Source organism: Embleya australiensis, assembly GCF_051903075.1.
Taxonomy (GTDB): domain Bacteria; phylum Actinomycetota; class Actinomycetes; order Streptomycetales; family Streptomycetaceae; genus Embleya.
Map to the genome: position 1 here is coordinate 2,338,342 of NZ_CP182422.1, position 26,016 is coordinate 2,364,357.

Sequence of the window (26,016 nt, forward strand, 5' to 3'; positions counted from 1 at the left end):
ACTATGCGGCTGCTTCTCCGGCACGCCGATGCACGGCACCGGACGACGCGGCCTGATCCACCAAGATCCGCCGGACAGGACCCAGGCGCGGAACCCGCGCTCGTGACGATCATTCCGAGGCGAGTCCGCAATCCGTTCCGCAATCCGTTCGGAGTTGTTCTGCCCGATCGGCATTTGTCCATCCCGGACACAAGCAACCGGGCGACTCACCGATGCGGCGCATGCGGCGAACACCACCCGGCGCCTAGCCTGCGGAGAGGACCACGGTGCCACACCGCGCCGACCCACCTCGACCCCACAGGAGACCAGCATGGGCGCTTCGCAGCCCGGCGGGCCCTCGCTCCCGCAGGAGCGCCGGCTCGTCACCGCCATCCCCGGCCCGAAGTCGACCGAGCTGATGAACCGCCGCAACGCGGCGGTCCCGCGCGGCGTCAGCACCACCCTGCCGGTCTTCGTGACCCAGGCGGGTGGCGGCGTGGTCGTCGACGTGGACGGCAACTCGCTGATCGACTTCGGCTCCGGCATCGCGGTGACCAGCGTCGGCAACTCGGCCGAGGGCGTGGTGCGTCGCGCCTCCGAGCAGTTGCAGCGCTTCACCCACACGTGCTTCATGGTGACCCCGTACGAGTCGTACGTTGCCGTCGCCGAGCAGCTGAACGAGCTGACCCCCGGCGACCACGACAAGCGCACCGCGCTGTTCAACTCGGGCGCCGAGGCGGTGGAGAACGCGATCAAGATCGCGCGTGCCCACACCAAGCGCCCCGCCGTCGTGGTGTTCGACCACGGCTACCACGGTCGCACCAACCTGACCATGGCGCTGACCGCGAAGAACATGCCGTACAAGGAGTCGTTCGGCCCGTTCGCGCCCGAGGTGTACCGGGTCCCGGTCGCCTACCCCTACCGCTGGCTCACCGGCGCGGAGAACTGCGCCGAGGAGGCCGCCGCGCAGGCGATCGACGCGATCACCAAGCAGATCGGCGCGCACAACGTCGCCGCCGTGGTGATCGAGCCGATCCTGGGCGAGGGCGGCTTCATCGAGCCGGCCAAGGGCTTCCTGCCCAGGATCGTGGAGTTCTGCCGGGAGAACGGCATCGTCTTCGTCGCGGACGAGATCCAGACCGGGTTCTGCCGCACCGGCCAGTGGTTCGCGTGCGAGGACGAGGGCATCGTGCCCGACCTGATCACCACCGCCAAGGGCATCGCGGGCGGCCTGCCGCTGGCCGCGGTGACGGGGCGCGCCGAGATCATGGATTCCGCCCATGCGGGTGGTCTGGGCGGCACGTACGGCGGCAACCCGGTCGCGTGCGCCGCGGCGCTCGGCGCGATCGAGACCATGCGCGCGCTCGACCTGAACGGCGCGGCCCGCCGGATCGGCGAGATCATGCTGGGCCGACTGGGCGCGATGAGCGAGAAGTTCGCCGAGATCGGCGATGTCCGCGGGCGCGGCGCGATGATCGCGATCGAGCTGGTCAAGCCCGGCTCGAAGGAGCCGAACCCGGAGCTGGCCGGCGCGCTCGCCAAGGCGTGCCACGCGCAGGGCCTGGTGGTGCTGACCGCCGGCACCTACGGCAACGTGCTGCGCTTCCTGCCGCCGCTGGTGATCCCGGAGGACCTGCTCGTCGAGGGCTTGGACCTGCTGGAGCAGGCCTTCGCCGCCGCGGTCTGAGTCGGGCGACACCCCGAACGGTCCGATCACCACGAACCCCCGGTCACCGGAATGCTCCGGCGGCCGGGGGTTCGGCGTCGTGTCGGGAAATCGGGTCGAAAGGTCGGACCCGCGCTCGGCGGGCGACCGCATCCGGATGCTTCGGACCCGGATGATCGGGACGCGGGATTCGGGGTTCGAGGATCGGGGTCGAACGATCGGGTTCGGGCGATCAGATCCGTGGTCGGCGCGGCGCCGGAGCGATCCGCTCGACCATGGTCAGGCCCGGGACGGCGTCCCACCCACACAGGGCGAGCACGCGCACCATCTGTCGGCTCGCGCCGACCAGAACCATGTGCCCACCACGCCGCGCCAACGCGCCGGCCTGGTCGACGAACACGCGCAGACCCGCGACGTCGATGAACACGAGCTTGCTCACGTCCACCCGGACGTCGCCACCGTCGCGCGCGGCGGCGGCGAGGACGCGGCGCACCACGTCCACGTTCGCCAAGTCGATCTCGCCTTCGAGCCGGAGGCCGCGCGGTCGGGTGGTGCGCACGACGCGAAGCTGGCGGTCGCTGGTCAGGACCACGCCCATCGCGCCCGCGCCGCGACCCGGCCGGGGTTCCACCGAGGAATCGAACACGGCACCGCCCGCCTTGACGCCCTTGGAAACCACCGGAGCCTCGATCCGGCGGACGCGCCCGCTCCCCGCAGGGGCCGGGATGCACGGCACGCGGTATGTCGAGTAATCGGACTCTTCAACCACCTGGCCAACCCTACCTTTGCGTGCTGACAGCAGAGGGGCGATCGACGACATTGCGTCAATGCCACGTCACTCGAGCCACCGTCGATTTGCCCTGCTTACGGATGTTCTCCGCGTACTTGGACCCTCCGGGGTGTCCGGAGTCACGCGACACGCGCTGTGACCCCGCTCACACCTTTCAATGCTCCAACGTACAGCGTGTATGTCCCACCTTCCAGACCGTGGAGAACGTGTGCAGGGTTTGTGAGGAGGCCGCGCGTCGGGAACTCGACGACCCCTTCTCCGCGTATCTTCGAGTGAGATGCACAGACCTTCCTCCGACACCGGCCCTGAGCAAGCCGGTGGCCGCCCCGGGACAACGCCCCCCGTTCCGGGGCGGTGGTCTGTTCACTCACAGTACACGCGCCGCCTCACAGCGCCGCTGATTCTCGCCGTCGTGCTCCTGGTGCTCACCGTGCAGGTGATGGCCGAAAGCGGACCCTCGATCACGCTGGACCGGATCGTCCGCGACGGCACGCGAAACCTCGCCGGCGCCAGGGGCACGGCCTGGCTCGACGGACCCATGCACACCCTCGCCGACCTCGGCGGACCGCTCCCCGCCGGCCTCACCCTCGCCGCGGCGGCGCTGTTCGCCGCGTGGCGGCTGCGCCGGGCCTACCCGATCACGATCGCGGCGGGCGCGGTGCTCGTGGTGACGGTCGCGGTGATCGGCGGCAAGGCCCTGATCGGCCGGACCGGGCCGAGCGAGGCGCCACTGCCCGCCGACCAGTGGGGCTTCTTTCCGTCGGGCCACACCGCCACCTCGACGATCTGCTACGGCACGGCCGCGCTGCTGCTCGGGCGTGTCGGCTCCGCGCGCGCGGCCCGGTGGTGGCATCGCGGCGCGGTGGTGTTGTGCGCGGCGATCGGCTTCTCCCTGTTGTGGTGCGACTACCACTGGTTGGCGGATGTGCTGGCCGCGTGGGCCCTGTGCGGAATCGTCTTGTGGGCGGCGGCGCATCTGACAACCCGGATGGCGACCCGCCCGACGGACCGCCCGACGGGCCGCCCGGCGGACCGACCGACGACCGGATCCGGCGACCGTCTCGCCAGGTGAACGGTCGGAGAACTTTTCCCGCAGGCCGATCTGCGGATTACGCACCATCACCTGCCAGCTTGAAGCGTTATTCGACGAAATCCGGGTGCACAACCTACGGAATCAGTTGGTAACGGAACCTTGACGCGTGATCAAACGGGCGTTTGTATTACGCCGCACCGTTCGGAACGTGCGAACGGCTCACATCCGTCCCGGAGGCGATAAACCGCACCCCGCTCTGTCCGCAGAGGTAGCGCTCATGGCTGTAGAAACCACCCCACCGCCGTCCGGGACCCTGACTCCAGTCACGCTCGAAGACGTCGGTGGCGCACCCGCCCCGCTCAAACGATCCATCGGTGTCGTCGGCGGCACACTGCTCACCCTGTCCTGTCTGACCCCCGCGTCGTCCCTGTTCGTGATCGTGCCGGGCATGTTCGCGGACCTGGGGTCCGGCACCTCGCTGGCCCTGGTCGTGGCCGCCGTGCTCTGTATCGGGGTGGCGTTCTGCTACTCCGAGTTGGGCACGCTGATCCCCAGCGCCGGCGGCGAGTACGCCATGGTCGGCACCCTGATGGGGCGCTTCATGGGCTGGCTGGTGTTCATCATCGCCACCGTCGTGGTGATGATCGTGCCGCCGATCATCGCGCTCGGCACCGCCGACTACCTGACCTCGATCGCCACGGTCGACACGATGTGGGCCGGCGCCGCGGTGATGATCCTGGCGACGATCATGGGCCTGCTCGACCTGCGCGCCAACGCGTGGGTGACCGGTGTGTTCCTGGCCCTGGAGGTGGTCGCCGCGGCGATCGTGGCCTTCCTCGGGTTCGGCAACGTGCACCAGTCCGCCTCGACGCTGGTCAAGCCCGAGGTGGTCGCGGACGCCGCGGCCGGCACCACCGACCCGCTGAAGATGGGCCTGCTGATCGCGGGCATGGCCGGCGCGCTCTTCGCGTTGCAGGGCTTCTCCACCGCGGTCTACCTGGCCGAGGAGATGGAGAACCCGCGGCGCACGGTCTCGCGCACGGTGTTGTGGACCCTGGGTCTGGGCGGGGTGATCCTGATCGTGCCGACCATCGCCATCTCGCTGGGCGCGCCGTCCCAGGCGGCACTGGCCGAGGGCGACATCCTCGGCCTGGTCGAGGGCTGGTCCAACCACGGCATGGCGACGTTCATCGGGCTGTGCATCGCGCTGGCGATCATCAACGCGGGCGTGGTCATGGTGATCCAGAACTCGCGCGTGGTCTACGCCTCGGCGCGGGACAGGGCCTGGCCCGAACCGATCAACCGGGCCTTCGGCAAGGTGAACCGGTTCGGTTCGCCGTGGGTGTCCACGTTGGTGGTCGGTGTACCGGGCGCACTGCTGTGCTTCGTCAACCTCGACATCCTCGGCGAGGTCACCGGCGTCGCGGTCGCCGCGCTCTACCTGACCGTGGCGCTGGCCGCACTGGTCGCCCGCCGGGGTGTGCACAAGAGCGGCCAGGCGTGGCGGATGCCGCTGTGGCCGGCGATCCCGGTGCTGCTGATCGCGGCGATGATCTACGTGCTGACCGAACAGCCGATGCGCGCTCTGGAGATCACCGGCGGCATCGTCGTGGTGGCCGCGCTGTACTGGGTGCTCTACCTGCGCCCGCGCCGGGAGACCCGCTGGAACATCAAGCTGATGGCCGACGACTCCTGAACCCTCCCCGGTTCCCGTGAACCACCCGCCCGAGGGCGGTGCCTCCTCCTGTGGGCACCGCCCTCGGGTGTGTTCCGGGCCGGTACGGCTCGGCCCTCGGTCAGTCGGTCAGCAGCGCCGCACGCAGCCGCTCCAGCCGGTCCGCGTCCAGGCCCAGGCCACGTTCCAGGTAGGCGTCGAAGCCGCCCCAGTGGGTGTCCATCACCTCCAGCGCGCCGCGCAGGTACTCCTCGCGCACCTCCAGGAACGGCCGGAACAGCTCCAGCAGGCCAGGGCGCATCGCGAGCCGGTCGCTGTTGGGCGTGTAGCGGTGCGCCGGGTCGTTGCTGATCAGGTAGTTCGCCACCACGTCGTCGACGCCGACGCCCACGAGGCGCTGGACCAGCGCCGCCGCGATGCCCGCGCGGTCCTTGCCGGCCGAGCAGTGCACCACCACCGGCAGACCGTCGGCCTCGATCAGCGCGTGCACCAGCGCCGCGTGTTTGTCGACCCGGCTCACCACCTGGTCGCGGTAGTCCGCGGCGATCGACTTCTCCGCCCTCCCGTCGCCCAGCCGCTCGCGCAGCACGTCGAGGTCCGCCGAGCGCATGTCGCGCCAGAACTCCGCGCCCCGGGCCGGGTCGGACATCGACAGGTTGAGCCATCGCGCGCCCTCGGGCAGCACGTCCGCGCCGTCCAGCTCGATGTCGGCCGGGCTGCGCAGGTCGACCACGAGCCGGATGCCCAGTCGGGCCAGGCTCGCCCGGTCGGCGTCGGTGGGCGTGGCCAGGTGGCCGCTGCGGAAGTAGCGACCGGCCCGGACGTGTCGGCCGTCGACGGTGGGCAGACCGCCGATGTCGCGGAAGTTGCGGACGCCTTCGAGAGCGACTCCGGCGTGCGCCTGATGTTGTGTCACGTGTCTCCTCGTGCTGGTCGGGCCGGGATGGGAACAACCGCGATATCCGGGGCCGGGGTCGATCGGTCGGGGTCGATCGGGCCGCCGCGCGGGCTGTGCGTCGGACTCAGGCGCCCCGTACCGGCCGGGGTTCGCCGAACCGCTCCTCGAACTGCTCGTCGGTCAGCGCACGCAGCTCCTCGACCGTCACCAGGCCCATCATCAGGTCGGTGAGGAAGCGCGGCGCGGGCCTGGCCCGCATCGCGTCGGTGATCGGCCCGGGCACGGTGTGCGCGGCGGATTCCACCCGACCGTCGGGGTGCAGGGTGAAGGTCCGGTAGCCGGGGCCGTCGAAGTGCCTGCCCTCGTAGTCGATGCTGTACGTGGTCGAGGGCGCCACGAACACCGGTACACCCGCGAACTCGCCCTCCAGGGAGCCGTGCAGGTGTCCACCGGAGATCGCCCGGATCCGCGGGAAGTCGCGCAGCAGCGCGCCGAGTCGGCCGGAGGGGTCCAGATTCGGACAGATCTCCGCGAGCGGCGGCTGGTGCAGGAACAGCAGCGCGTGCTCGGCGTCCGAGCCGGCCAGGATCTCCCGGATCCGGGCCGCCTCCGGCGCGCTCAGCTCCGGCCCGTCGGCACGTGTCATGCGATCGTCGAGGTCGCGGTACACCCCGTCCCCGACGTGTTCGCGGCCGAGCGCGTTGGTGTCCACCATCAGCAGCAGCCAGGACCCGATCCGTACCGCAGGTTCCAGGTGCACGCCGGTGCGGGGCAGGCCGGCGGTGTAGGCGTCGTGGCTGTCGTGGTTGCCCGGGAGGCAGTACACCGGCACCGACAGCCCCTGGAGCACGTCTCCGAGCCGCCGGTAGGCGCCCGGCTCGCCGGTGTCGGCCAGGTCGCCGGAGGCGACCAGTGCGTCCGCCGCGGCGAGCGCGTCGGCGGCGCCCTCCAGGGTGGCGGCCAGTCCCGCGTCCGGGTCGTGCTGTACGAATCCGTGGGTGCCCGGGGCCTCCCGGTAGTGCACGTCGGAGATCTGGATCAACCGGACGGCGGTGTCGCCGGCCGGACTGTCTTGGATGGGCATGCGCCGTTCCCCTGTCACGTCCGTAACGGCCGTCGACTGATCATCTGACGACCCGTCACGCATGCTGCCAGGGAAGGCGCGTGGAGGAAATGGCGAAGCCCGCCGGACCACGTCGTCGGGGTCCGGCGGGCTCGCCGTGAGGTCTCGCCGAGGCGAGGAGGCGATCAGTCGTTGGTGGGGAAGCCCAGGTTGATCCCGCCGTGGCTCGGGTCGAGCCAGCGCTGGGTGACGACCTTGCCCCGGGTGAAGAACTGCACGCCGTCGGCACCGTACGCGTGCAGGTCGCCGAACAGCGAGTTCTTCCAGCCGCCGAACGAGTAGTAGGCGACGGGGACCGGGATCGGCACGTTGATCCCGATCATGCCGACCTCGACCTCGTTCTGGAACTTGCGGGCCGCGCCACCGTCGTTGGTGAAGATCGCGGTGCCGTTGCCGTACGGGTTGGCGTTGATCAGGGCCAGGCCCTGGTCGTACGAGTCGACCCGGAGCACGGAGAGCACGGGGCCGAAGATCTCGTCGGTGTAGATCGACATCTCGGGGGTGACGTTGTCGAACAGGGTCGGGCCGACCCAGTAGCCGTCGGCCGTGTCGTCCCCGTTGATCGGGTGGGTGCGGCCGTCGACCACGAGCGTCGCGCCCTGGTCCACGCCGGCCTGCACATAGGACAGCACCTTGTCGGCGTGCTGCCGGGTGACCAGCGGGCCCATCTCGGACGCGGCGTCGTTGCCCGCGCCGACCTGGAGCTTGGTCATCCGCTCCTTGATCTTGCCGATCAGCTCGTCGGCGATCGGCTCGACCGCGACCAGGGCGGAGATCGCCATGCAGCGCTCGCCGGCCGCGCCGAAGCCGGCGTTGACCGCGGCGTCGGCGACCAGGTCGAGGTCGGCGTCCGGGAGCACCAGCATGTGGTTCTTGGCGCCGCCCAGGGCCTGGACACGCTTGCCGTAGCGGGTGCCGTTCTCGTAGACGTACTTGGCGATCGGGGTCGAGCCGACGAAGGACACCGACTTGATGTCGGGGTGCTCCAGGATGCGGTCCACCGCGACCTTGTCGCCGTGCACGACGTTGAACACACCCTCGGGCAGGCCGGCCTGCTTCCACAGCTCGGCGAGGAAGTTCGCGGTCGAGGGGTCCTTCTCGCTCGGCTTGAGGATCACCGTGTTGCCGGTGGCGATCGCGATCGGGAAGAACCACATCGGGACCATCGCCGGGAAGTTGAACGGCGAGATGATCGCGACCGGACCGAGCGGCTGGCGGATCGAGTAGACGTCGATGCCGGTCGACGCCTGCTCGGAGTGGCCGCCCTTCTGCAGGTGCGGGATGCCGCAGGCGAGTTCCACGACCTCCTGGCCGCGGGCGATCTCGCCGAGCGCGTCCGAGTGCACCTTGCCGTGCTCGGCCACGATGATCGCGGCCAGCTCGTCCTTCTTGGCGTTGAGCAGCTCGCGGAAGTTGAAGAGCACCTGGGAACGCTTGGCCAGCGAGGCGTTGCGCCACGTCGCGAAGGCCCGGACGGCGACGGAGACGGCCTCGTCGACCTCGGCCACGGACGCGAAGTCGACCGTGCCGGTGACCTTGCCGGTGGCGGGGTTGTGGATGTCGCCACGACGCTCGGACGTCCCCGTCCACTCCGCGTTGGCAATCCAGTGGGTTACGTGGTTCGTCACGGGTCCGACCTTCCGAGGGGATGTGGTTTCGCCAGTCTGCTGGCCGGGCGAGAGGGGCTCAACCTTCAGATTGTCGGTGGTTGGAGCGTTTGGCTTACAGACCGTCTCGGTCGGGTTGTTCGGTGCCCACCCGCACCGCCCGTCGCGTTTCGGGCGAAGGCCGCGGAATCAGCGCGAAGGGGTGGACGGATCGGGCCCTTCGGCCCTGGTCCGTCCACCCCTTCGGGGACTGCCGCTCAGCTATCGAAACCCATTCCCAACTTGTCGAGGGTCTTGAGCCACAGGTTGCGCTTGCCGGCGTTTTTGTCGGCTCGGTCCATCGACCACTTCGTCATCGTGACGCCGGCCCACTTGATCGGTTCCGGGGGGAACGGGAGGGGCTTGGTGCGGACCATCTCCAGTTCGGTGCGCTCGGTCGGGCGGCCGTCGAGCTTGTCGAGCATCACCTCGGCGCCGAACCGGGTGGCGCCCACGCCGAGGCCCGTGTAGCCCATCGCGTAGGCCACCTTGCCCTTGTACGCCGTGCCGAAGAACGCCGAGAACCGGCTGCACGTGTCGATCGCGCCACCCCACGTGTGGGTGAAGCGCAGACCTTCGAGCTGCGGGAACGTCTCGAAGAAGTGCCCCGCGAGCTTCGCGAAGGTCTCCGGGCGCTGGTCCAGCTCCGGGGACATCCGCGAGCCGTAGTGGTAGACGGCGTCGTAACCGCCCCACAGGATCCGGTTGTCCGCGCTCAGCCGGTAGTAGTGGAACTGGTTGTTCGTATCGCCGATGCCCTGGCGGTTGTTCCAGCCGATCGCCGCCAACTGCCCGGCGCTCAGCGACTCGGTCATCATCGCGTAGTCGTACACCGGGACCACGAACGGCCGCAGCCGCTTGACCAGCGACGGGAAGACGTTGGTGCCCAGCGCCACATGGCCCGCGAAGACCCGCCCATAGGGCGTCTTCAGCAGCATCCCCGAGCCGTGCTCGGCCAGTTCGGTCACCTTGGTGCGCTCGAAGACGCGTACGCCGAGCGACTCGCACGCGGCCTTCAGGCCCCAGGCCAGCCGGGCCGGGTCGACGATCGCGCAGCCCGTCTTGTCCCAGACGCCCGCGAGGTAGGTGGGCGAGTCCACCTCGGCCCGCACCTCGTCCCGGTCCAGGAAGGTCAGTTCAGTGCCGTACTTCGCCGCGAGGTCGATCTCCTCGCGCAGTTCCTCGACCTGGTGCGGCTGGGTGGCCACGTTGAGTTCACCGGTGCGGCGGAAGTCGCACTCGATGCCGTAGCGCTCGATCGCCGCCTCGATCTCGTCGAGGTTCTCCTCGCCGAGCCGTTCCAGCCGGGCGAGTTCGCCCTCCCAGCGGTCGAGGCCGTTGTAGAAGCCGTGGGTCAGGCTCGCGGCGCAGAATCCGCCGTTGCGGCCCGAGGCCGCCCAGCCGATCTCGTGCGCCTCGATCAGGACCACGTCCCGCGAGGGGTTGCGCTCCTTCGCGATCAGCGCGGTCCACAGGCCCGAGTACCCGCCGCCGACCACCGCGAGGTCGCAGTGGTCGTCGCCGATCAGGGCCGCGTGCGGCGCGGGGCGGTCCGGCTGGTCCAGCCAGAAGGGAACCGGCGCGGCGTCCGCGAGCGAGCGGACGGCCTCGACCGAGGGGGCAGGATCCGACGTGTTCCGGGGACCCATGGGGTTTCACCACTTTCGCGATGCCCGCCGGAGTCCCTGGTCGGACCCCGGCGGTTTCACCGCATAGCTACGGATCTGGGAGTGTTCATCATCCAACAGGCGTGGCTAGGCGCGTTGCCTGGCCCGCCGCGACGCGCGGATCTGCCCGATCATCACGATCAGAACGGCGATCACGAACATCGCCGAGCCGATCACGTTGATCTGCGGCGGGGTGCCGCGCTGGGCCGCGCCGTACACGAACATCGGGAACGTGACCGTGTTGCCCGACGTGAAGTTGGTGATCACGAAGTCGTCGAAGCTGAGCGCGAAAGCGAGCATCGCGCCGGCTCCGATGCCGGGTGCCGCGAGTGGCAGGGTCACCCGCAGGAACACCTGGGTGGGCGACGCGTACAGGTCCTGCGCGGCCTCTTCGAGCTTGGGATCCATGCCGAGCACCCGGGCCTTGACCGCGACCACCACGAAGCTCAGGCAGAACATGATGTGCGCGATCAGGATGGTCACGAAGCCGGTGTTGATCCGCATGTTCAGGAACAGCGTGCCGAGCGAGGCGCCCATCACCACCTCGGGCATCGACATCGGCAGGAACAGCAGCGTGTTGATCGCGCCCCGGGCCCGGAACCGGTAGCGGCCGAGGGCGAAGGCGATCGCGGTACCGAGGGCGGTGGCGATCAGCGTGGACAACACCGCGATCTTCATGCTGACCTCGACCGAGTCGCAGATGCCCGCGACCCCGCACGGCTTTTCCCACGCGTCGGTGGTGAAGCCGTTCCAGGTGTAGTTGAAGCGCCCGTTCGGGTCGTTGAACGAGAACATCAGCACGACGATGTTGGGCAGCGTCATGTAGCCGAGCGCGAGCAGGCCGACCAGCACGATGACGTTGCGACGCAACCAGTTGACGACGGCCATCAGACCAGGTCCTCCGTCCCCGCCTTGCGGATGTACGCGGTCACCATCAGCACGATCAGCAACATCAGGATGAACGACAGGGCGGCGGCGGTCGGGTAGTCCAGGACTCGCAGGAACTGGGTCTGGATCACGTTGCCCGCCATGCCGGTGTCCGGCGAGCCGAGCCACTGCGCGTTGACGTAGTCGCCGGAGGCCGGGATGAAGGTGAGCAGCGTGCCGGAGACCACGCCCGGCAGCGACAGCGGGAAGGTGACCTTGGCGAACGTGGTGCGCGGCGAGGCGTACAGGTCGCCGGCCGCCTCGTGCAGCCTCGGGTCGATCCGCTCCAGGCAGGCGTACAGCGGCAGCACCATGAACGGCAGGAAGTTGTAGGTCAATCCGCAGATCACCGCGAGCGGCGTGGCCAACACCCGGTCGTCCTGGGTGAGTCCGAGGAACGCCGTCACGTCGGTGAAGCGCAGCGTGTTGAGCACGTCCACGACGATCCCGTTGTCCGCGAGGATCGTCTTCCAGGCCAGGGTGCGGACCAGGAAGCTGGTGAAGAACGGCGCGATCACCAGCACCAGCCACATGCCGCGCCACCGGCCCGCCTTGAACGCGATCGCGTAGGCGAGCGGGTAGCCGATCACCAGGCACATCACGGTCGCCGCGGCGGCGTAGCCGAACGAGCGCAGGAACTGCGGGTAGTACTGCTCGATCGCGTCCCAGTAGGTGGCCCAGTGCCAGGTGAGGTCGTAGCCCTTGGTCAGGTTGCCGGTCTGGAGCGAGGTGGAGCCCTGGACCACCATCGGAATGGCGAAGAACACCACGAGCCACAGCAGGCCGGGGGCGAGCAGCGCGTACGGCACCCATCTGCCGCGCCGCGCCGGCTCGTTGGCCGCCTTGTCGGTGGTGTCCGCACCTCCCGTCGTGCCCGTGCCGAGGGTGCCCAGCGCGCTCACGCGGCGTCCTCGCTCGCCTCGGCGATGCCCGCGGTGAGGTCGCCCGATTCGAGCCCGAAGCCGTGCTCCGGGTTCCAGTGCAGCAGCACGCCGGCGCCGGGTATCAGGCGCCGGTCGCGCTCCATGTTCTGCTCGAAGACGGTGAATTCCTGGCCCCACGGCATCCGCACCACGTACTGGGTGGAGACGCCGATGAACGCGGCGTCCACGATCACCCCGCCGTCGAGGCGGTTGCGGCCGTCCGCGACCTTCGCGTCGGCCGCGTGCACGATGGTGATCTTCTCCGGGCGGATGCCCATCACCAGCCGGTCGCCGTCGGCGGCGGAGCGCGCGGCGGGCAGCACGAGCCGGTTGCCCTGCGCGTCGAGCAGCAGATCGCCGTCGGCGCGCCCGGTCACCTTGGCCTCGACGAGGTTGGACTGCCCGAGGAAGTTGGCCACGAAGGTGGTGCGCGGCGACTCGTACAACTCGACGGGGGAGCCGAGCTGTTCGATGCGGCCGCCGTTCATCACGGCGATGGTGTCGGCCATCGTCATGGCCTCTTCCTGGTCGTGCGTGACGTGCACGAAGGTGATGCCCACGTCGGTCTGGATGCGCTTGAGTTCGAGCTGCATCTGTCGGCGCAGTTTGAGGTCGAGCGCGCCCAACGGCTCGTCCAGGAGCAACACCTGCGGCGTGTTGATCAGCGCCCGGGCCACCGCGACCCGCTGCTGCTGGCCGCCGGAGAGTTGGGTCGGCTTGCGCTTGGCCAGGTGCCCCAGCTCGACCAGGTCGAGCATGTCCTTCACCTGCCCCGCGGTGTCCTTGACGCCGCGGCGGCGCAGCCCGAAGCCGACGTTGTCGGCCACGCTCAGGTGCGGGAACAGCGCGTAGTTCTGGAACACCGTGTTGACGGGGCGCTTGTACGGCGGCAGCGCCGTGACGTCGCGATCGCCGATGTGGACGGTGCCCGTCGAGGGCTGCTCCAGTCCGGCGATCATCCGCAACGTCGTGGTCTTGCCGCAGCCCGAGGCGCCGAGGAGGGCGAAGAACGATCCCGCGGGGATGGTCAGGTCCATGGGGCGGACGGCCGTGAAGTCACCGTAGTGCTTGCTCAGACCCGCCAAGGAGACATCGCCGGAGGCGCCGGCCCGCTGCTGCTCAGTCATGTTTCCTCTCGCCGCCCGGGACGGGTGAAGGCCCGTCCGCCGGCCACACGAGACGGCCGAAAGCTCTCGCTCTCGGCCGCCGATCCGGAAGGTGGGGGGGTGTCTACCGAGCTCCGAAGATGGTCCGGTGCCAGTCTTTGCGGGCGATGCCCGTGCCGTCGTACATGACGTGCTTGACCTGGGTGTACTCGTCGAAGGAGTACTGCGACATGTCCTTGCCGAAGCCGGATGCCTTGTAGCCGCCGTGCGGCATGTCGCTGATGATCGGGATGTGGTCGTTGACCCACACACAGCCGGCCTGAATCTCCCGGGTCGCGCGCAGCGAGCGGAAGATGTCGCGGGTCCACGCGGAGGCGGCGAGGCCGTACGGGGTGTCGTTGGCGAGCCGGATGCCCTCGTCGTCGCTGTCGAACGGCAATACCACCAGGACCGGGCCGAAGATCTCGTCCTGCACGATCTCGCTGTCCTGGGCGACCCCGGTGACCAGCGTCGGCCGGTAGAAGGCGCCCTTGGCCAGGTCGCCGCCGGGGATCTCGCCGCCGGTGACGATGGTGGCGCCGTAGCCGCGGGCCCGCTCGACGAAGCCGGCCACCGACTCCTGCTGGCGGCGCGAGACGAGCGGGCCGAGGTCGGTCGCGGGGTCCGTCGTGTCGCCCAGGCGCACCCCCTCGTACAGCTCCGCGACCCCGGCGACGAACGCGTCGAAGAGCGGGCGCTGGACATAGGCGCGGGTGGCGGCGGTGCAGTCCTGGCCGGAGTTGATCAGGGACGCGGCTACCGCGCCGTTGATCGCGGCGTCGAGGTCGGCGTCGTCGAAGACCACGAACGGGGCTTTGCCGCCCAGTTCGAGGTGCAGCCGCTTGACCGTGCGCAGGGCCACCTCGCCGACCCGCTTGCCCACCCCGGTGGAGCCGGTGAAGGAGACCATCGACACGTCGGCGTGGCCCATCAGGTATTCGCCGACGGTCCGTCCCTTGCCGGTGACCACGTTGACCACACCGTCGGGGAGGCCCGCGTCGGTGCATGCCTGCGCGAACATCAGCGAGGTGAGCGGGGTGATCTCGGCCGGCTTGAGCACGATGGTGTTGCCCGCGGCGATCGCCGGGAGGATCTTCCAGGCGGCCATCTGCAGCGGGTAGTTCCACGGCGCGATCGAGCCGACCACGCCGATCGCCTCGCGGCGCACCATGGAGGTTGAGCCGGCCGCGTACTCCCCGGCTGCCTTGCCCTCCAGGTTGCGCGCGGCGCCCGCGAAGAACGCGGTGTTGTCGATCGTGCCCGGTACGTCGAACTCGGTGGTCAGCCGGATCGGCTTGCCCGCCTGCGCGCTCTCCACCCGGGCGAAGTCCTCGGCCCGCTCCTCCAGGAGCGCGGCCAGTTTGTTCAGCGCGCCGGCCCGCTCGCCCGGGGTGGCGCCCGACCACTGCGGGAAGGCGCCCTTGGCGGCGGCGACCGCCGCGTCCACGTCCGAGGGGTCCGCGAGGGTCAGCGTCTCGACCGTGTCGCCGGTGGCGGGGTTCACGACGTCGAACGTCTCCCCGGACGAGCCCTGCCGCAGTTGTCCCCCGACGTACTGATGACCGTTGCCGAAGTCCTGCATAGGCATGGAAGCCCTCCAAGGGAATTTCGATGAGCCGACGGGGCGTCGCGGGTGGTGGTTATGCGCGTGAGCCGCGTCAGCGTAGGACGATGCCGTTTCGACACGAGGTGCCGCAACAGGCACATCGACAGGTAGAGGGCCATGGCCTTTACAGGTCGTGAATCGTCCGGGCGAACCCCGGGGCGGGAGGTCGAAGCCGCCGACGACCTGTCACCATGGAAGCACCGCCCGCCGAGCCGTTTACAGCTTGCTCACGGTTTGCTCGCGGGTTTCGTTCTCTCAGGATCCCTCGGGTTCCCCTCGCCTTCCCCTCGGGAACCAACCGCCCTGCGGTCGGGTCGTAGTCAGCACGCGGAGGTTGTCGAATGTTCCCCACCGTTTCCGACGTACTGGCCCTCGATATCGTCCGGCGTGGCCGCCCTCAGGTGGTGGCGGGCGAGCGTGGCCTGGCCCGTCCGGTGCGCTGGGTGCACATCAGCGAATTGCCCGACGTGACCCGCCTGCTCAAGGGCGGCGAGTTGGTGATGGCCACCGGCATCGCGCTCCCGGAGGAGCGTGAGGGGTTGCAGCGCTACATCCGCGATCTGGCCGAGGTGGACGCCGCCGGGCTCGTGCTCGAACTGGGCCGGCGCTACACCGAACAACTGCCGCGCGCGCTGGTCGCCGCGGCCGAGCAGGCCGGCCTGCCGGTGATCACGCTGCGCAACGAGACCCGGTTCATCGGCATCACCGAGGCCGTGCACGCGCTGATCATCGACGCCCAGTTGGCCGAGTTGCAGGCGTCCGAGGCGGTGCACCAGGCGTTCAACGAGTTGGCCGTGGAGGGCGCCGAGCCCGCCGAGGTGGTCCGCCAGGCGTCCCGGATGGCCGGGCGGCCGGTGATCCTGGAGAACCTGGCGCACCAAGTGCTCGCCTACGACCCGGCGGGCATGGCGGCCGAGACGCTGCTGGAGAACTGGGAGGACCGCTCCCGGCAGCTGCGGTTGTCCACCCGCACCGCCTTCGACGAGCGCACCGGGTGGCTGGTGACCACCGTGGGCGCCCGGGGGCACGACTGGGGCCGGCTGGTGCTGGTCGGCGACGGCACCCCGCCGCCGGCGCAGCAGACCATGCTCCTGGAGCGGGCCGCCTCCACGCTGGCGCTGAACCGGCTGGTGGTGCGCGACCGGGAAAGCCTGGAGCGGCAGACCCACCGCACGCTGCTGTCCGGGATCCTGACCCACTCGTACACCGTGGCCGAGGTGACCCTGCGCGCCCGCGCCCTGGGCATCCCGCTGGAGGGCCGGCGTCTGGTCGGCGTGGTGCTGCGACTGCGGCGCAACAGCACCCCCGCCGCGCTGGAATCCCAGGCCCGGCTGCGCGACTTCACCGAGATCGCCGCCGCCGCGGTGCGCGAGCGCCGGTTGGCCGCGCTGGTCGGCGGGCTCGACGACGACAACGTCGGGCTGCTCGTCGCGCTCGCCTCGCAGGACACCGAGGACGGCGCGCTGGAGGGCTTCTCCGCCGCGATCCGCCGGCTCGCGCCGGATCTCGCGGACGACATCGTGGTCGCGGTGGGCTCCTCGGTGGGCGCGGCGCGGGACGCGCGGCGCTCGCTCCTGGAGGCGACCCAGGTCGCCGACGCGGCGCTGCACCAGGGCGGCAAGGCCGCGTTCTACCGGCTGCCCGATGTGCGGCTTCGCGGTCTGCTGCACCTGCTGCGCGACGACGCGCGGCTGCAGACCTACGTCGAGCGCGAACTCGGGCCGCTGCTGGCCTACGACGCGCAGCAGGGCACCCAGCTGGTCCCGATGCTCCGGGTATATCTGGAGCACGGGCGCAACAAGTCCGCCGCCGCCGATGCCGCGCACCTGTCCCGGCCGTCCTTCTACGAGCGGCTGCACCGGATCGAGCGGGTGCTCGGCGTGGATCTGGACCAGGTGGAGAGCTGCCTGTCGCTGCACGTGGCGCTGCTCGGCCTGGAGGCGCTCCGGCGCTGACCGCCGCTCAGGCGGCCGGCCGGGTGCCGGCGAGGGTGAAATCGTTCATCGCGAGCGCGTGCAGGACCGAGTCGCGCGGCCACAGCTGCTCGGTGCCGAACACGTCGACCTCGACGTAGATCCCGTCGATGATCACCGACGCCAACATCGCGTGCCGGGCAATACCGGACTCGGTCCAGGTGTATTCCCAGACCACGCCTTTCCGGCCGTGAATGGCACGCGACTCGAAGGTCACTTTCCGATAGTCGCGAAATACCCGGGCCGCGTTCTGTTCGTCGTCGCGCCACTGTTCCAGCAGGTCGCTGGTCTGCTGGAAGGCGGTCCGCCCGGTCAACACGGTCGGGCCGGCCGGGTCGGTGTAGATCACGCTCTGGTTCTGCTCCTTGCGGGTCCAGCCCTGCGGGACCTGCCAGGCGAAGGTGCTCTCGTCGACCCGGCGCACCGGGATCGGCGCGCTTCCCGGGGGCGCGGTGGGGTACGCGGCCAGGCCGGCGAGCGGATCGGCGGCCGGTCGCGAGCCGGACCCGGTGACCGTCGGCGGGTTCGGCCGGGACGACGCCCCGCCCGTGTCGCCGCCGCCCCGGCCGCCGGCGCGGGCGAGCAGCACCGCCGCCACGATCGCGCCCGCGACGAGGAAGGTGACGATCGGGAGCAGGACCGCCAACAACCGACGGCGCGAACGGGCCGGCCGCCGGCCGCGGAAGGGCAGCGGGAAGGTCGGCGGATCCCCGGCGCCCGGCGGGCCGCCGGGTCGGCGCCCGGGCGGCGGCGCGGCGGGCACCCGGGGCAGCGGGTCGAAGGATCCGGCGTCGTCGGGGGCGGGCCGGGCGGTGGGCAGCAGGTCGCGCAGCGGCGGTTGCCGGTGCGAGGAGGGCAGCAGCGTCGCGTCCGGGTCGGTCGTGTCGGGGTCGCCTGCGTGCGGGTCCGTCGCGGGCGGGCCGGTCGGGTGCGGGACGGTCACGGCCGGCTCCCCCGCCTCCACCGCCCCGGGCGCCGACGTCCACCCGAGCAGGGTGGGCCGGATCGGCCGGGTCGGATCGCCCGCGCGCCGGCGGCCCTCGGCGGCGACCACCGCGCTCAGCCGCGCCTCCACCTCGGCGCTGTTCGGGCGCAGCGTCGGATCGCGCCGGAACAGGTCGCGGACCAGTGGCTCCAGCGGCCCGATCTCCTCCGGCACCTCGGGCTCGGCGATCACGATCGCGTGCATCGTGGCCACCGGGGTGGCCCGTCGGAACGGCGAGGCGCCGGTGACCGCCGCGCACAGCGTGACGCCCAGCGACCACAGGTCCGAGGCCGGTCCCGGGTGTTCGCTCTCGATCCGCTCCGGCGCCATGAACTCGGGCGAGCCCAGGATCGCGCCGGTCCCGGTCAGTCCGCTCACGCCCTCCAGGGCGGCGATGCCGAAGTCGGTGAGCACCGCGTGCCCGTCCCGCTCGATCAGGACGTTGCCCGGCTTGACGTCGCGGTGGATCACCCCGTGTGCGTGTACGACGCCGAGCGCGCGGGCGATCTGTACCGCCATCGCCGCGGCGGCGTGCGGGGTGAGCGGCCCGTCCTCGGCCAGGATCGTGTCCAGTGAGCGGGCGTCGAGCAGTTCCATGACGATCCACAACCGGTCGTCGTCCTCGACGTAGTCGTAGACCCGCACCACGTTGGGGTGGTTGATCCGGGCGGTCGCCTGGGCCTCGCGCAGACTTCGCTCGCGGAAGGACTGCGACGCGTTGCGCCCCCAGCCCGTGCTGATCACCTTCGCCGCGACGGGTCGGTCGAGCAGGCGGTCGCGGGCCCGCCACACGGTGCCCATTCCGCCGCTGCCGAGCACGCTCACCAGCTCGTAGCGGGCTCCGACCACGAAGCCCGTCCCACCGTCACCAGGCGCGCCCGACATCGGCTTTCCCCCAGGTTCGCCGCTTTTCAAGATCAGACTATTTCAGCTTTACCAGGGTTATCCCCCAAAAGCCGTCCTAAAGCTTAGGACGGACATGGTAGAACGAATCGTCACACATAGCGGGAGGGGGATACCGCATGTTCCTACGGAGAAAACTTCGATCAGAAAATGTCAGGCGAGCCGCGTTGATCATTTCTGTTCCGATCGGAATGGGAATGATTTTGAACGCGGGCCTGGCCGTCGCGGATACCGACGCGAGCGGGTCGGTACCGCGAGGCGGCGGCGAGGGGCACACGCATACCCGACCCCCGACCGGCGAGAGCACCAGGCCGCCGGTCACCACCAAACCGCCGGTGAGCACGAAGCCGGCCACGACGTCGCCGCCGAGCACCCACCGGCCGACCACCGAGCCGCCCGGCACCCGGCCGCCGAGCAGCACCCGGCCGCCGACCACGACACCACCGACCACCGGGCGGCCCAGCACCACCTCGTCGTCCACCCGACCGTCGACCACGCCACCACCGGCCACGCGGTTCGGGGTGGCGACCGCCCTCCAGATCACCTTCGACGCCCGGGGTCGGGGCACGATCTGGTTCACCGTCACCAACGACACCGACAAGGCCCAGCCGGCCCGGGACGTCTACGCCTACAGCACGGGGCAGTTGCGGATCACCTCGGTGGCCGGCTGCTCGACGGCACCCGCGCTGCGGGATCCGGGGCCGCCCTGGGCGACCACGTTCAAGTGCTCACCCGGTTCGCTCCGGCCACACGAGACCAGGCGCTGGACGGCGTCGGTGGAATACCCGCCCGCCGTGGCCGGGTCGCCGCGCGCGGCCCGCGCCGAGGTACGGCTCCCGCTCGCGCCGGAGACCGACATCTCCACGTTCTGCGCCCTGGTGGTACCCGAGGGCGCCACGGACACCTCGGTGATCCTGGGTCGGGCCGGACCGCTGACCCTGGTCGGCCGGGCCGACAACAACGACCCGTCGTTCATCGGCTACACCGTCGACACACCCCTGCCGAGCTTCCCGGGCGGGACCTCCGGCGGCACCACCGGCGGCGGGACATCGGGCGGCGGCACGAGCGGCGGCGGATCCACCGGTGGCGGGAGCACCGGCACCGGCGGCACGGGTGGTGGAAGCACCGGCGGAACCACGGGCGGCGCCTCCACCGGCGGCGCCGATCAGACGCCGCCGAGCACCCTGCCCAAGACCGGCCCCGACGACGACACCCTGTCGCTCGCGGGCGGCGCGGTCGGCCTGCTGCTCGTCGGCAACGCGCTGTTCCAGGGCGCGCGGCTGCGCCGGATCCACTCCGCCGAGGACGAGGAGCCGGAGCAGGACTGACCGGAAGCCCGACCCGGCACCACCGCGACACCGCGGCACCCGGGCCGGCCGCACACCCCACGGGCACGGCCCCGGGCCCGCGCACCGCGGACCCGGGGCCGTGCCCGGTACAACCCCGCCGATCGACGACCGGCGTCGCTCGCTCAGTGACCGGTCAGCGCCAACACCCGCCGGGCGGCGGGCCGTTCGAGCAGGTCGGCAAACGTGGTGCGCCCCTGGACCACCTTGCGGAACACCCGCCAGCCCTGCGGCAGCGTGGTCACCGCGTGGTGCAGCATCGCCGGGTGCCGCTCGAAGACATCGAGCAGGATGCGCCCGGCGCGCATCTCGCGACCGAGGACCGCGTCCACGTCCGCGTGGTAGTCCGCGCCGATCTTGTCCACCTCGGCGACGGTGTCGACCCCGGCCACCTGCGCGGCCCGCTCCCCCGCCAGCCGACCCGAGCGCAGCGCGTACGAGATGCCCTCGCGCGTCCACGGTTCGAGCAGCCCGGCCGCGTCCCCGGCGACCAGCACCCGGCCGCGCGACAGCGGCGCGCTCTCCTTGCGGCAGCGGGTCAGATGGCCCGACTCCACCGCCGGCCGGAACCCGGCCAGACCCAGCCGGCCGATGAAGTCGCGCAGGTAGGCACGGGTGGCCTCACCCTCGCCGCGCGCGCAGATCACCCCGACGGTCAACGTGTCGCCCTTGGGGAACACCCACCCGTACGAGCCCGGCAGCGGGCCCCAGTCGAGCAGGATCCGCCCGCGCCAGTGCGCGGCGACCTCCGGCGGCACCGGGATCTCCGCCTCCAGGCCCAGATCGACCTGCTCGAAGGTGACCCCGACGTAGGCCGAGCTGCGCCCCGCGCTGCCGTCCGCACCGACCACCGCGTTCGCGCGCACCGTCTCGCCGCCCGCGAGGGTCAACTCCACCCGGCCGTCGCGCTCGACGATCCGGGAGACCGCCGTGCCCTCGCGCAGCACCGCGCCCGCGGCCACCGCCGCCCGGGTCAGCGCCTCGTCGAAGCGGGCCCGGTCGACCAGTCCGATCAGCGTGGTCCGGGCCGAGCGAACCCGGCGACGGCGTCCGCGCAGGGTGAACTCGACCTCGCGCACGAGGTCTTCCACCGGCGGCTCGAAGCCCGGCGGGAGGGCGTTCTTGGACGGGCCGATGATGCCGCCGCCACACGTCTTGTAGCGCGGGAGTTCGGCCCGGTCGAGGACCAGCACGCGGCGTCCGGCGCGCGCCGCGGCCAGCGCCGCCGACGCGCCGGCGGGGCCCGCGCCGATCACCACGACGTCCCAACCCGAGGGCTCACCCGGATCGTTGCCGGGGTCGGCGGGCGTTACGACGGCGGGCACGGCAGTGGCCTCTGAGGAGCTGCTAGTCATGGAAATCGACCCTAGTGCCACCACACGGTGCGTCCGTCCGGGTGGCTCTCACCCGCACGCGCGCCCCCGCCCGCGCGTCTGCCCGAATCGGCGGCGAATGCGCCTTATGCTCCGCCGGTGCCCCACGACAGCGCGCCGTTCCTGATCGTCCTGGCCCTGGCCTTCGTCGCGCCGTTGGCGGCCGATCTGCTCGGGCGACGGGTCCCGGTACCCACCGTCGTGCTCGAACTCCTGCTGGGTGTCCTGGCCGGACCGTCCGTCCTGGACTGGGTGCACGAAACGACCGTGCTCTCCTTCACCGCCAACTTCGGGCTGGCCTTCCTGATGTTCCTGGCCGGCTTCGAGATCGACCCGTCCCGGCTCAACGGGCGGCCGTTGCGCCTGGCCACGCTGGGCTGGGTGGTGTCCCTAGTGGTCGGCCTGGTGGTCGGGCTGCTCCTGGTGTGGTCCGGCTCGACCATGTCGCGCCTGGTGGTCGGCCTGGCCCTGACCACCACCGCGCTCGGCACGCTGTTGCCGATCCTGCGCGACGCGGGGGCGCTGCCCACCCGGTTCGGCGCGCAGGTGATGGCGATCGGCACCCTCGGCGAGTTCGGTCCGATCGTCGCCGTCTCGTTGCTGCTGAGCGGGCGCAACGCGGACGCCTCGGCGGTCGCGCTGGCCTGCTTCGCCGCGGTGACGCTGGTGGTACTGGCGTTCGCGCGCCGGCCGCTGCCCTCGGCACTGGACCGGGTGGTCCGGGCCACCCTGCACTCCAGCGGCCAACTCGCCATCCGGCTGGCCGTGTTGGTCCTGGCGGCGCTGGTCTGGGCGGCGGACGAACTCGGCCTCGACGCGCTGCTCGGCGCGTTCGCGGCCGGCCTGATCATCCGGCTGCTGCTGTCCGACATGCCGGCGCAGTCGCGCGAGACGGTGGCGGCCAAGCTGGACGCGATCGGCTTCGGGATGTTCATCCCGGTGTTCTTCGTGATCAGCGGCGTGCGCTTCGACGGACGGGCGTTGTTCGCGGACCTGGGCACGGTGGCCCTGCTCCCGCTGTTCCTGGCGCTGTTCCTGCTGGTCCGCGGCGTGCCGACCTACCTGGTGGAGCGCGGTTCCCCGGTCGCGGTACGCCTGGGCCTGGCCCTGTTCGCCTCGGCCGGCCTGCCGCTGATCGTGGTGATCACCGGGATCGGCGTGGAGGAGGGCGAGTTGCGGGCGGGCACCGCGGCCGCGATGGTCGGCGCCGGCATGGTCTCGGTGCTGGTGTTCCCGCTGCTCGGACTGCGCGCCTACCGCAAGGCCCGGACGGCCGACCCGGCCATGGCGGAACACTGAGCGCGCCACCGCGAACCGAGGCCCGCCGACCGCCCGACAGGCACCGACCGCCCACGCGGCACCGACCGCCGGCTCACAGGCCGATGATCTTCCCCCACGCCTTCTCCCAGCGCCGTTCCTCGTCCTCGGTGGTCTCCCGCATCCCGTGCAGCTTCGCGGTCATCTCCGCGTCCGGGAAGATCAGCGGATTGGTCGCCGACGCGCGCATCTCCTGGTCCGACGACTCGGCCAGCACCTGCTGCGCGGCCGGCACCGGACACACGTACGCCACGTAGTTCGCCAGCTCCGCGGCGATCTCGGGGTCGTAGTAGAAGTCCATCAGCTTCTCGGCGTTGGTCTTGTGCGCGGCCTTGTTCGGCACCATCAGATTCTCCGACCACAGCTCGGCACCCTCCTCGGGCACCACGAACTCGATGTCGGGGTTGTCCAGCTTGAGCTGACCCACGTCGCCGGAATACGCCTGGCAGGCCAGGATGTCGCCACTGGCCAGGCCCGAGGTGTAGTCGTTGCCGGTGAAGCTGCGGATGTGGTCCTTGTCCACCAGCTTCTGCATCCGCTCCATCACCTTGTCCACGTCCGCGTCGGTGAAGGTACGGATGTCCGCGCCCTCGCCGAGCATCAGCAGCGCGACCGCCTCCATGAAGCCGGCGAACACGGTGACCCGGCCCTTGAGTTCGGGCCGCCACAGGTCGTTCACCGAGCGGATCTCGCGGTCCACCAGCTTCTTGTTGTACGCGATGCCGGTCATCCCGCTCTGCCACGGCACGGTGTACTCGCGCCCCGGGTCGTAGCCGGGGCTGCGCAACGATTCGGCGAGGTTGGCGCCCACCTGCGGCAGGTTGGCCTTGTTCAGCTTCTGTACCCAGCCGAGCCGGACGAAGCGGGTGCACATCCAGTCGGAGATGACGATAGCGTCGCGCCCCGGCTCCTTGCCCGCCTGGATGGCCGGGTGGATCTTGCCGAAGAACTCGTCGTTGTCGTTGATCTCCTCCGAGTACCGGACCTTGATCCCGGTCTTGTCGGTGAACGCGTCGAGCGTGGGGTGGCGCTGCTCGTCCTCGTCGTCGACGTCGATGTACAGCGCCCAGTTGGAGAACCGGACCACCTTCTCGCGCTCCGACCGGTCCGTTCCGCCGCGCTTGGACTCCTCGACATACGCCGAGGGCACGCCGCACGCGGCCAGCGCGCCGACGGCCGCGGCCGCGCCGGTGCCGCGCAGGAACATCCGCCGGTCCACCCGGTGCCCGGCGATCCGCGGCGGGGACTGGGCGCGAGTGCGGGCGCGGATCATCGGCGACTCCTTGGCGGTACGGAACGGGGCCTGCTCCCTGGGCGCGGGGACGCGCCGGGCGTACGGACGGCCCACCGCATCGTGGCCGGGTGCCGCCCCGGACGGCAACACGCACCCTGTCAACCCTCGCGAAGCGGAGTTGACAGGGTGCGTGTCGGGTGGCGCGGGGTGCCGCTCGCGCGGCGGGGTGGATCAGGCGTCGTAGTTGGTCATCACGTGCTTGATCCGGGTGTAGTCCTCGAAGCCGTAGCCGGAGAGGTCCTTGCCGTAGCCGGAGTGCTTGAAGCCGCCGTGCGGCATCTCGGCGACCAGCGGGATGTGCGTGTTGATCCACACGCAGCCGAAGTCGAGCCGCTTGGCCATCCGCATCGCCCGGCCGTGGTCCTTGGTCCACACCGATGAGGCGAGCGCGTACTGCACGCCGTTGGCGTTGGCCAGCGCCTCGGCCTCGTCCTCGAACGCCTGGACGGTGATCACCGGGCCGAAGACCTCGTTCTGGATGATCTCGTCGTCCTGCTTCAGTCCGGAGACCACGGTCGGCGCGTAGAAGAAGCCCTTGTCGCCGACCCGGTGCCCGCCGGCCTCGACCTTGGCGTGTCCGGGCAGGCGGTCGATGAAGCCGGAGACCTGGGCGAGCTGGTTGACGTTGTTGACCGGGCCGTAGTCGGCGTCGTCCTGCGGGCCGGTGGAGGTGGCCTTCGCGGCGGCGGTCAGCGCGGCGACGAACTCCTCGCGGATCGAGGAGTGCACGAGCACCCGGGTGGCGGCGGTGCAGTCCTGGCCCGCGTTGAAGAAGCCTGCCCCCGCGATACCCTCGGCCGCGGCGGCGATGTCGGCGTCCTCGAAGACCACGACGGGCGCCTTGCCGCCGAGTTCGAGGTGCACCCGCTTGAGGTCCTTGGACGCGCTCTCCGCGACCGACATGCCGGCCCGTACCGAACCGGTGATCGAGGCCATCGCCGGGGTCCGGTGCTCGACCATCAGCCGACCGGTGTCGCGGTCGCCGCAGATCACGTTGAACACGCCGGCCGGCAGGATCTCGCCGATGATCTCGGCGAGCAGCACCGTGGACGCCGGGGTGGTGTCGGACGGCTTGAGCACCACGGTGTTGCCCGCGGCGAGGGCCGGCGCGAACTTCCACACCGCCATCATCATCGGGTAGTTCCACGGCGCCACCTGGGCGCAGACACCGACCGGCTCCCGCCGCACCATGGAGGTGTGCCCCGCCATGTACTCGCCGGCCGACTTACCCTCGAGCATGCGCGCGGCGCCCGCGAAGAAGCGGATCTGGTCCACCATCGGCGGGATCTCCTCGGACGCGGTCAGCGCCCGGGGCTTGCCGGTGTTGCGACACTCGGCGTCGATCAACTCGTCGGCGCGCTTCTCGACCGCGTCGGCGATCTTGAGCAGAGCACGCTGGCGCTCCGCGGGCGTGGTCTCGCTCCAGCTCTCGAACGCCGTGGCCGCCGCGCGCATCGCCGCGTCGACGTCCCGCTCGCGAGAGAGCGGGGACGTCGCGTAGACCTCGCCGGTGGCGGGATCGACGATGTCGAGCGTGCCGCCGTCCGCGGCGTCGGTGAACGTGCCGTCGATGTAGTTGCGCAGAGTACGCAGGTCGCTCATGTCCCAAGTCTCCTTCGAAAACGGGGCGGCGCCGGCAGGACGGCGAGGGGGTCGATTCCCGACCTGGGCCGCGATCCCAGCCTAACCGGATTGCTGTCGGTATCCGCATCCCCATCACACACCAACAACTGAATCAGTTGTCTGA

20 protein-coding genes are annotated in these 26,016 nt (G+C 70.7%); 6 read left to right on the forward strand and 14 right to left on the reverse strand.

Annotation, left to right across the window (positions count from 1 at the left end; genetic code table 11):
- Positions 1-310: 310 nt before the first annotated feature.
- Entirely contained in the window at positions 311-1,666 is a 1,356-nt protein-coding gene (gene gabT / locus ACMXN5_RS09705) for a 4-aminobutyrate--2-oxoglutarate transaminase (protein ID WP_439674891.1), read from the forward strand.
- Positions 1,667-1,877: 211 nt separating this feature from the next.
- On the opposite strand, the gene ACMXN5_RS09710 is transcribed toward gabT, so the two are convergent.
- Complete coding sequence (locus tag ACMXN5_RS09710; RefSeq protein ID WP_439674892.1) at positions 1,878-2,324, reverse strand: anti-sigma factor antagonist; 447 nt, start codon at positions 2,322-2,324, stop codon at positions 1,878-1,880.
- Between the two features lie 523 nt (positions 2,325-2,847).
- Between ACMXN5_RS09710 and ACMXN5_RS09715 the strand changes: the two genes are divergently transcribed.
- Both ACMXN5_RS09715 and ACMXN5_RS09720 read left to right on the forward strand, forming a co-directional pair.
- Complete coding sequence (locus ACMXN5_RS09715; protein WP_439674893.1) at positions 2,848-3,507, forward strand: phosphatase PAP2 family protein; 660 nt, start codon at positions 2,848-2,850, stop codon at positions 3,505-3,507.
- 238 nt (positions 3,508-3,745) lie between these two features.
- Positions 3,746-5,164 (forward strand): APC family permease, encoded by a 1,419-nt coding sequence (locus ACMXN5_RS09720; RefSeq protein WP_439674894.1) that lies wholly within the window; start codon positions 3,746-3,748, stop codon positions 5,162-5,164.
- A 100-nt stretch (positions 5,165-5,264) separates the two neighbouring features.
- Here ACMXN5_RS09720 and ACMXN5_RS09725 read toward each other — a convergent pair whose 3' ends face one another.
- The 8 genes from ACMXN5_RS09725 to ACMXN5_RS09760 form a co-directional block, all read right to left on the reverse strand.
- On the reverse strand, positions 5,265-6,059 hold the full coding sequence (locus tag ACMXN5_RS09725; protein ID WP_439674895.1) for a tyrosine-protein phosphatase: 795 nt from the start codon (positions 6,057-6,059) through the stop codon (positions 5,265-5,267).
- Positions 6,060-6,165: 106 nt separating this feature from the next.
- A complete protein-coding gene (locus tag ACMXN5_RS09730) occupies positions 6,166-7,125 on the reverse strand; it encodes a metallophosphoesterase (protein WP_439674896.1) in 960 nt (319 codons plus the stop codon).
- A 164-nt stretch (positions 7,126-7,289) separates the two neighbouring features.
- Positions 7,290-8,792, reverse strand: coding sequence for a CoA-acylating methylmalonate-semialdehyde dehydrogenase (locus ACMXN5_RS09735; RefSeq protein ID WP_439674897.1), 1,503 nt, complete (start codon positions 8,790-8,792; stop codon positions 7,290-7,292).
- A gap of 236 nt (positions 8,793-9,028) precedes the next feature.
- On the reverse strand, positions 9,029-10,459 hold the full coding sequence (locus tag ACMXN5_RS09740) for an NAD(P)/FAD-dependent oxidoreductase (RefSeq protein ID WP_439674898.1): 1,431 nt from the start codon (positions 10,457-10,459) through the stop codon (positions 9,029-9,031).
- Positions 10,460-10,564: 105 nt separating this feature from the next.
- Complete coding sequence (locus ACMXN5_RS09745) at positions 10,565-11,365, reverse strand: ABC transporter permease (protein WP_078977419.1); 801 nt, start codon at positions 11,363-11,365, stop codon at positions 10,565-10,567.
- The gene (locus ACMXN5_RS09750; protein ID WP_439677979.1) at positions 11,365-12,297 is read right to left on the reverse strand and encodes an ABC transporter permease; all 933 of its coding nucleotides are present in this window, start codon (positions 12,295-12,297) and stop codon (positions 11,365-11,367) included. Before ACMXN5_RS09750 ends, ACMXN5_RS09745 begins: the two co-directional genes overlap by 1 nt.
- Before the next feature lie 5 nt (positions 12,298-12,302).
- On the reverse strand, positions 12,303-13,454 hold the full coding sequence (locus tag ACMXN5_RS09755; RefSeq protein WP_380003059.1) for an ABC transporter ATP-binding protein: 1,152 nt from the start codon (positions 13,452-13,454) through the stop codon (positions 12,303-12,305).
- Between the two features lie 103 nt (positions 13,455-13,557).
- A complete protein-coding gene (locus tag ACMXN5_RS09760; RefSeq protein ID WP_439677980.1) occupies positions 13,558-15,054 on the reverse strand; it encodes a gamma-aminobutyraldehyde dehydrogenase in 1,497 nt (498 codons plus the stop codon).
- Between the two features lie 365 nt (positions 15,055-15,419).
- Here ACMXN5_RS09760 and ACMXN5_RS09765 point away from each other — a divergent pair, with 365 nt between their 5' ends.
- Positions 15,420-17,033, forward strand: a complete 1,614-nt coding sequence (locus ACMXN5_RS09765; protein WP_439674899.1) for a PucR family transcriptional regulator — start codon at positions 15,420-15,422, stop codon at positions 17,031-17,033.
- Between the two features lie 7 nt (positions 17,034-17,040).
- Here the strand turns inward: ACMXN5_RS09765 and ACMXN5_RS09770 are convergent, their stop codons facing one another.
- Entirely contained in the window at positions 17,041-18,921 is a 1,881-nt protein-coding gene (locus tag ACMXN5_RS09770; protein ID WP_439674900.1) for a protein kinase domain-containing protein, read from the reverse strand.
- Between the two features lie 76 nt (positions 18,922-18,997).
- Entirely contained in the window at positions 18,998-19,450 is a 453-nt protein-coding gene (locus tag ACMXN5_RS09775; protein WP_439674901.1) for a hypothetical protein, read from the reverse strand.
- Positions 19,451-19,460: 10 nt separating this feature from the next.
- Between ACMXN5_RS09775 and ACMXN5_RS09780 the strand changes: the two genes are divergently transcribed.
- Positions 19,461-20,267 carry a hypothetical protein gene (locus ACMXN5_RS09780; RefSeq protein WP_439674902.1) on the forward strand — a complete coding sequence of 269 codons (807 nt, stop codon included), beginning with the start codon at positions 19,461-19,463 and terminating at the stop codon, positions 20,265-20,267.
- A gap of 143 nt (positions 20,268-20,410) precedes the next feature.
- Here ACMXN5_RS09780 and ACMXN5_RS09785 read toward each other — a convergent pair whose 3' ends face one another.
- Positions 20,411-21,610, reverse strand: a complete 1,200-nt coding sequence (locus tag ACMXN5_RS09785) for a geranylgeranyl reductase family protein (RefSeq protein WP_439674903.1) — start codon at positions 21,608-21,610, stop codon at positions 20,411-20,413.
- A gap of 147 nt (positions 21,611-21,757) precedes the next feature.
- Here ACMXN5_RS09785 and ACMXN5_RS09790 point away from each other — a divergent pair, with 147 nt between their 5' ends.
- Positions 21,758-22,957, forward strand: coding sequence for a cation:proton antiporter (locus tag ACMXN5_RS09790; protein ID WP_439674904.1), 1,200 nt, complete (start codon positions 21,758-21,760; stop codon positions 22,955-22,957).
- Positions 22,958-23,030: 73 nt separating this feature from the next.
- Here the strand turns inward: ACMXN5_RS09790 and ACMXN5_RS09795 are convergent, their stop codons facing one another.
- Together ACMXN5_RS09795 and ACMXN5_RS09800 are read right to left on the reverse strand one after the other, a co-directional pair.
- Positions 23,031-24,248, reverse strand: coding sequence for a polyamine ABC transporter substrate-binding protein (locus ACMXN5_RS09795; protein ID WP_439674905.1), 1,218 nt, complete (start codon positions 24,246-24,248; stop codon positions 23,031-23,033).
- A gap of 192 nt (positions 24,249-24,440) precedes the next feature.
- Positions 24,441-25,871: a gamma-aminobutyraldehyde dehydrogenase gene (locus ACMXN5_RS09800; protein ID WP_439674906.1), complete on the reverse strand. Its 1,431-nt coding sequence runs from the start codon at positions 25,869-25,871 to the stop codon at positions 24,441-24,443.
- Positions 25,872-26,016: the final 145 nt, after the last annotated feature.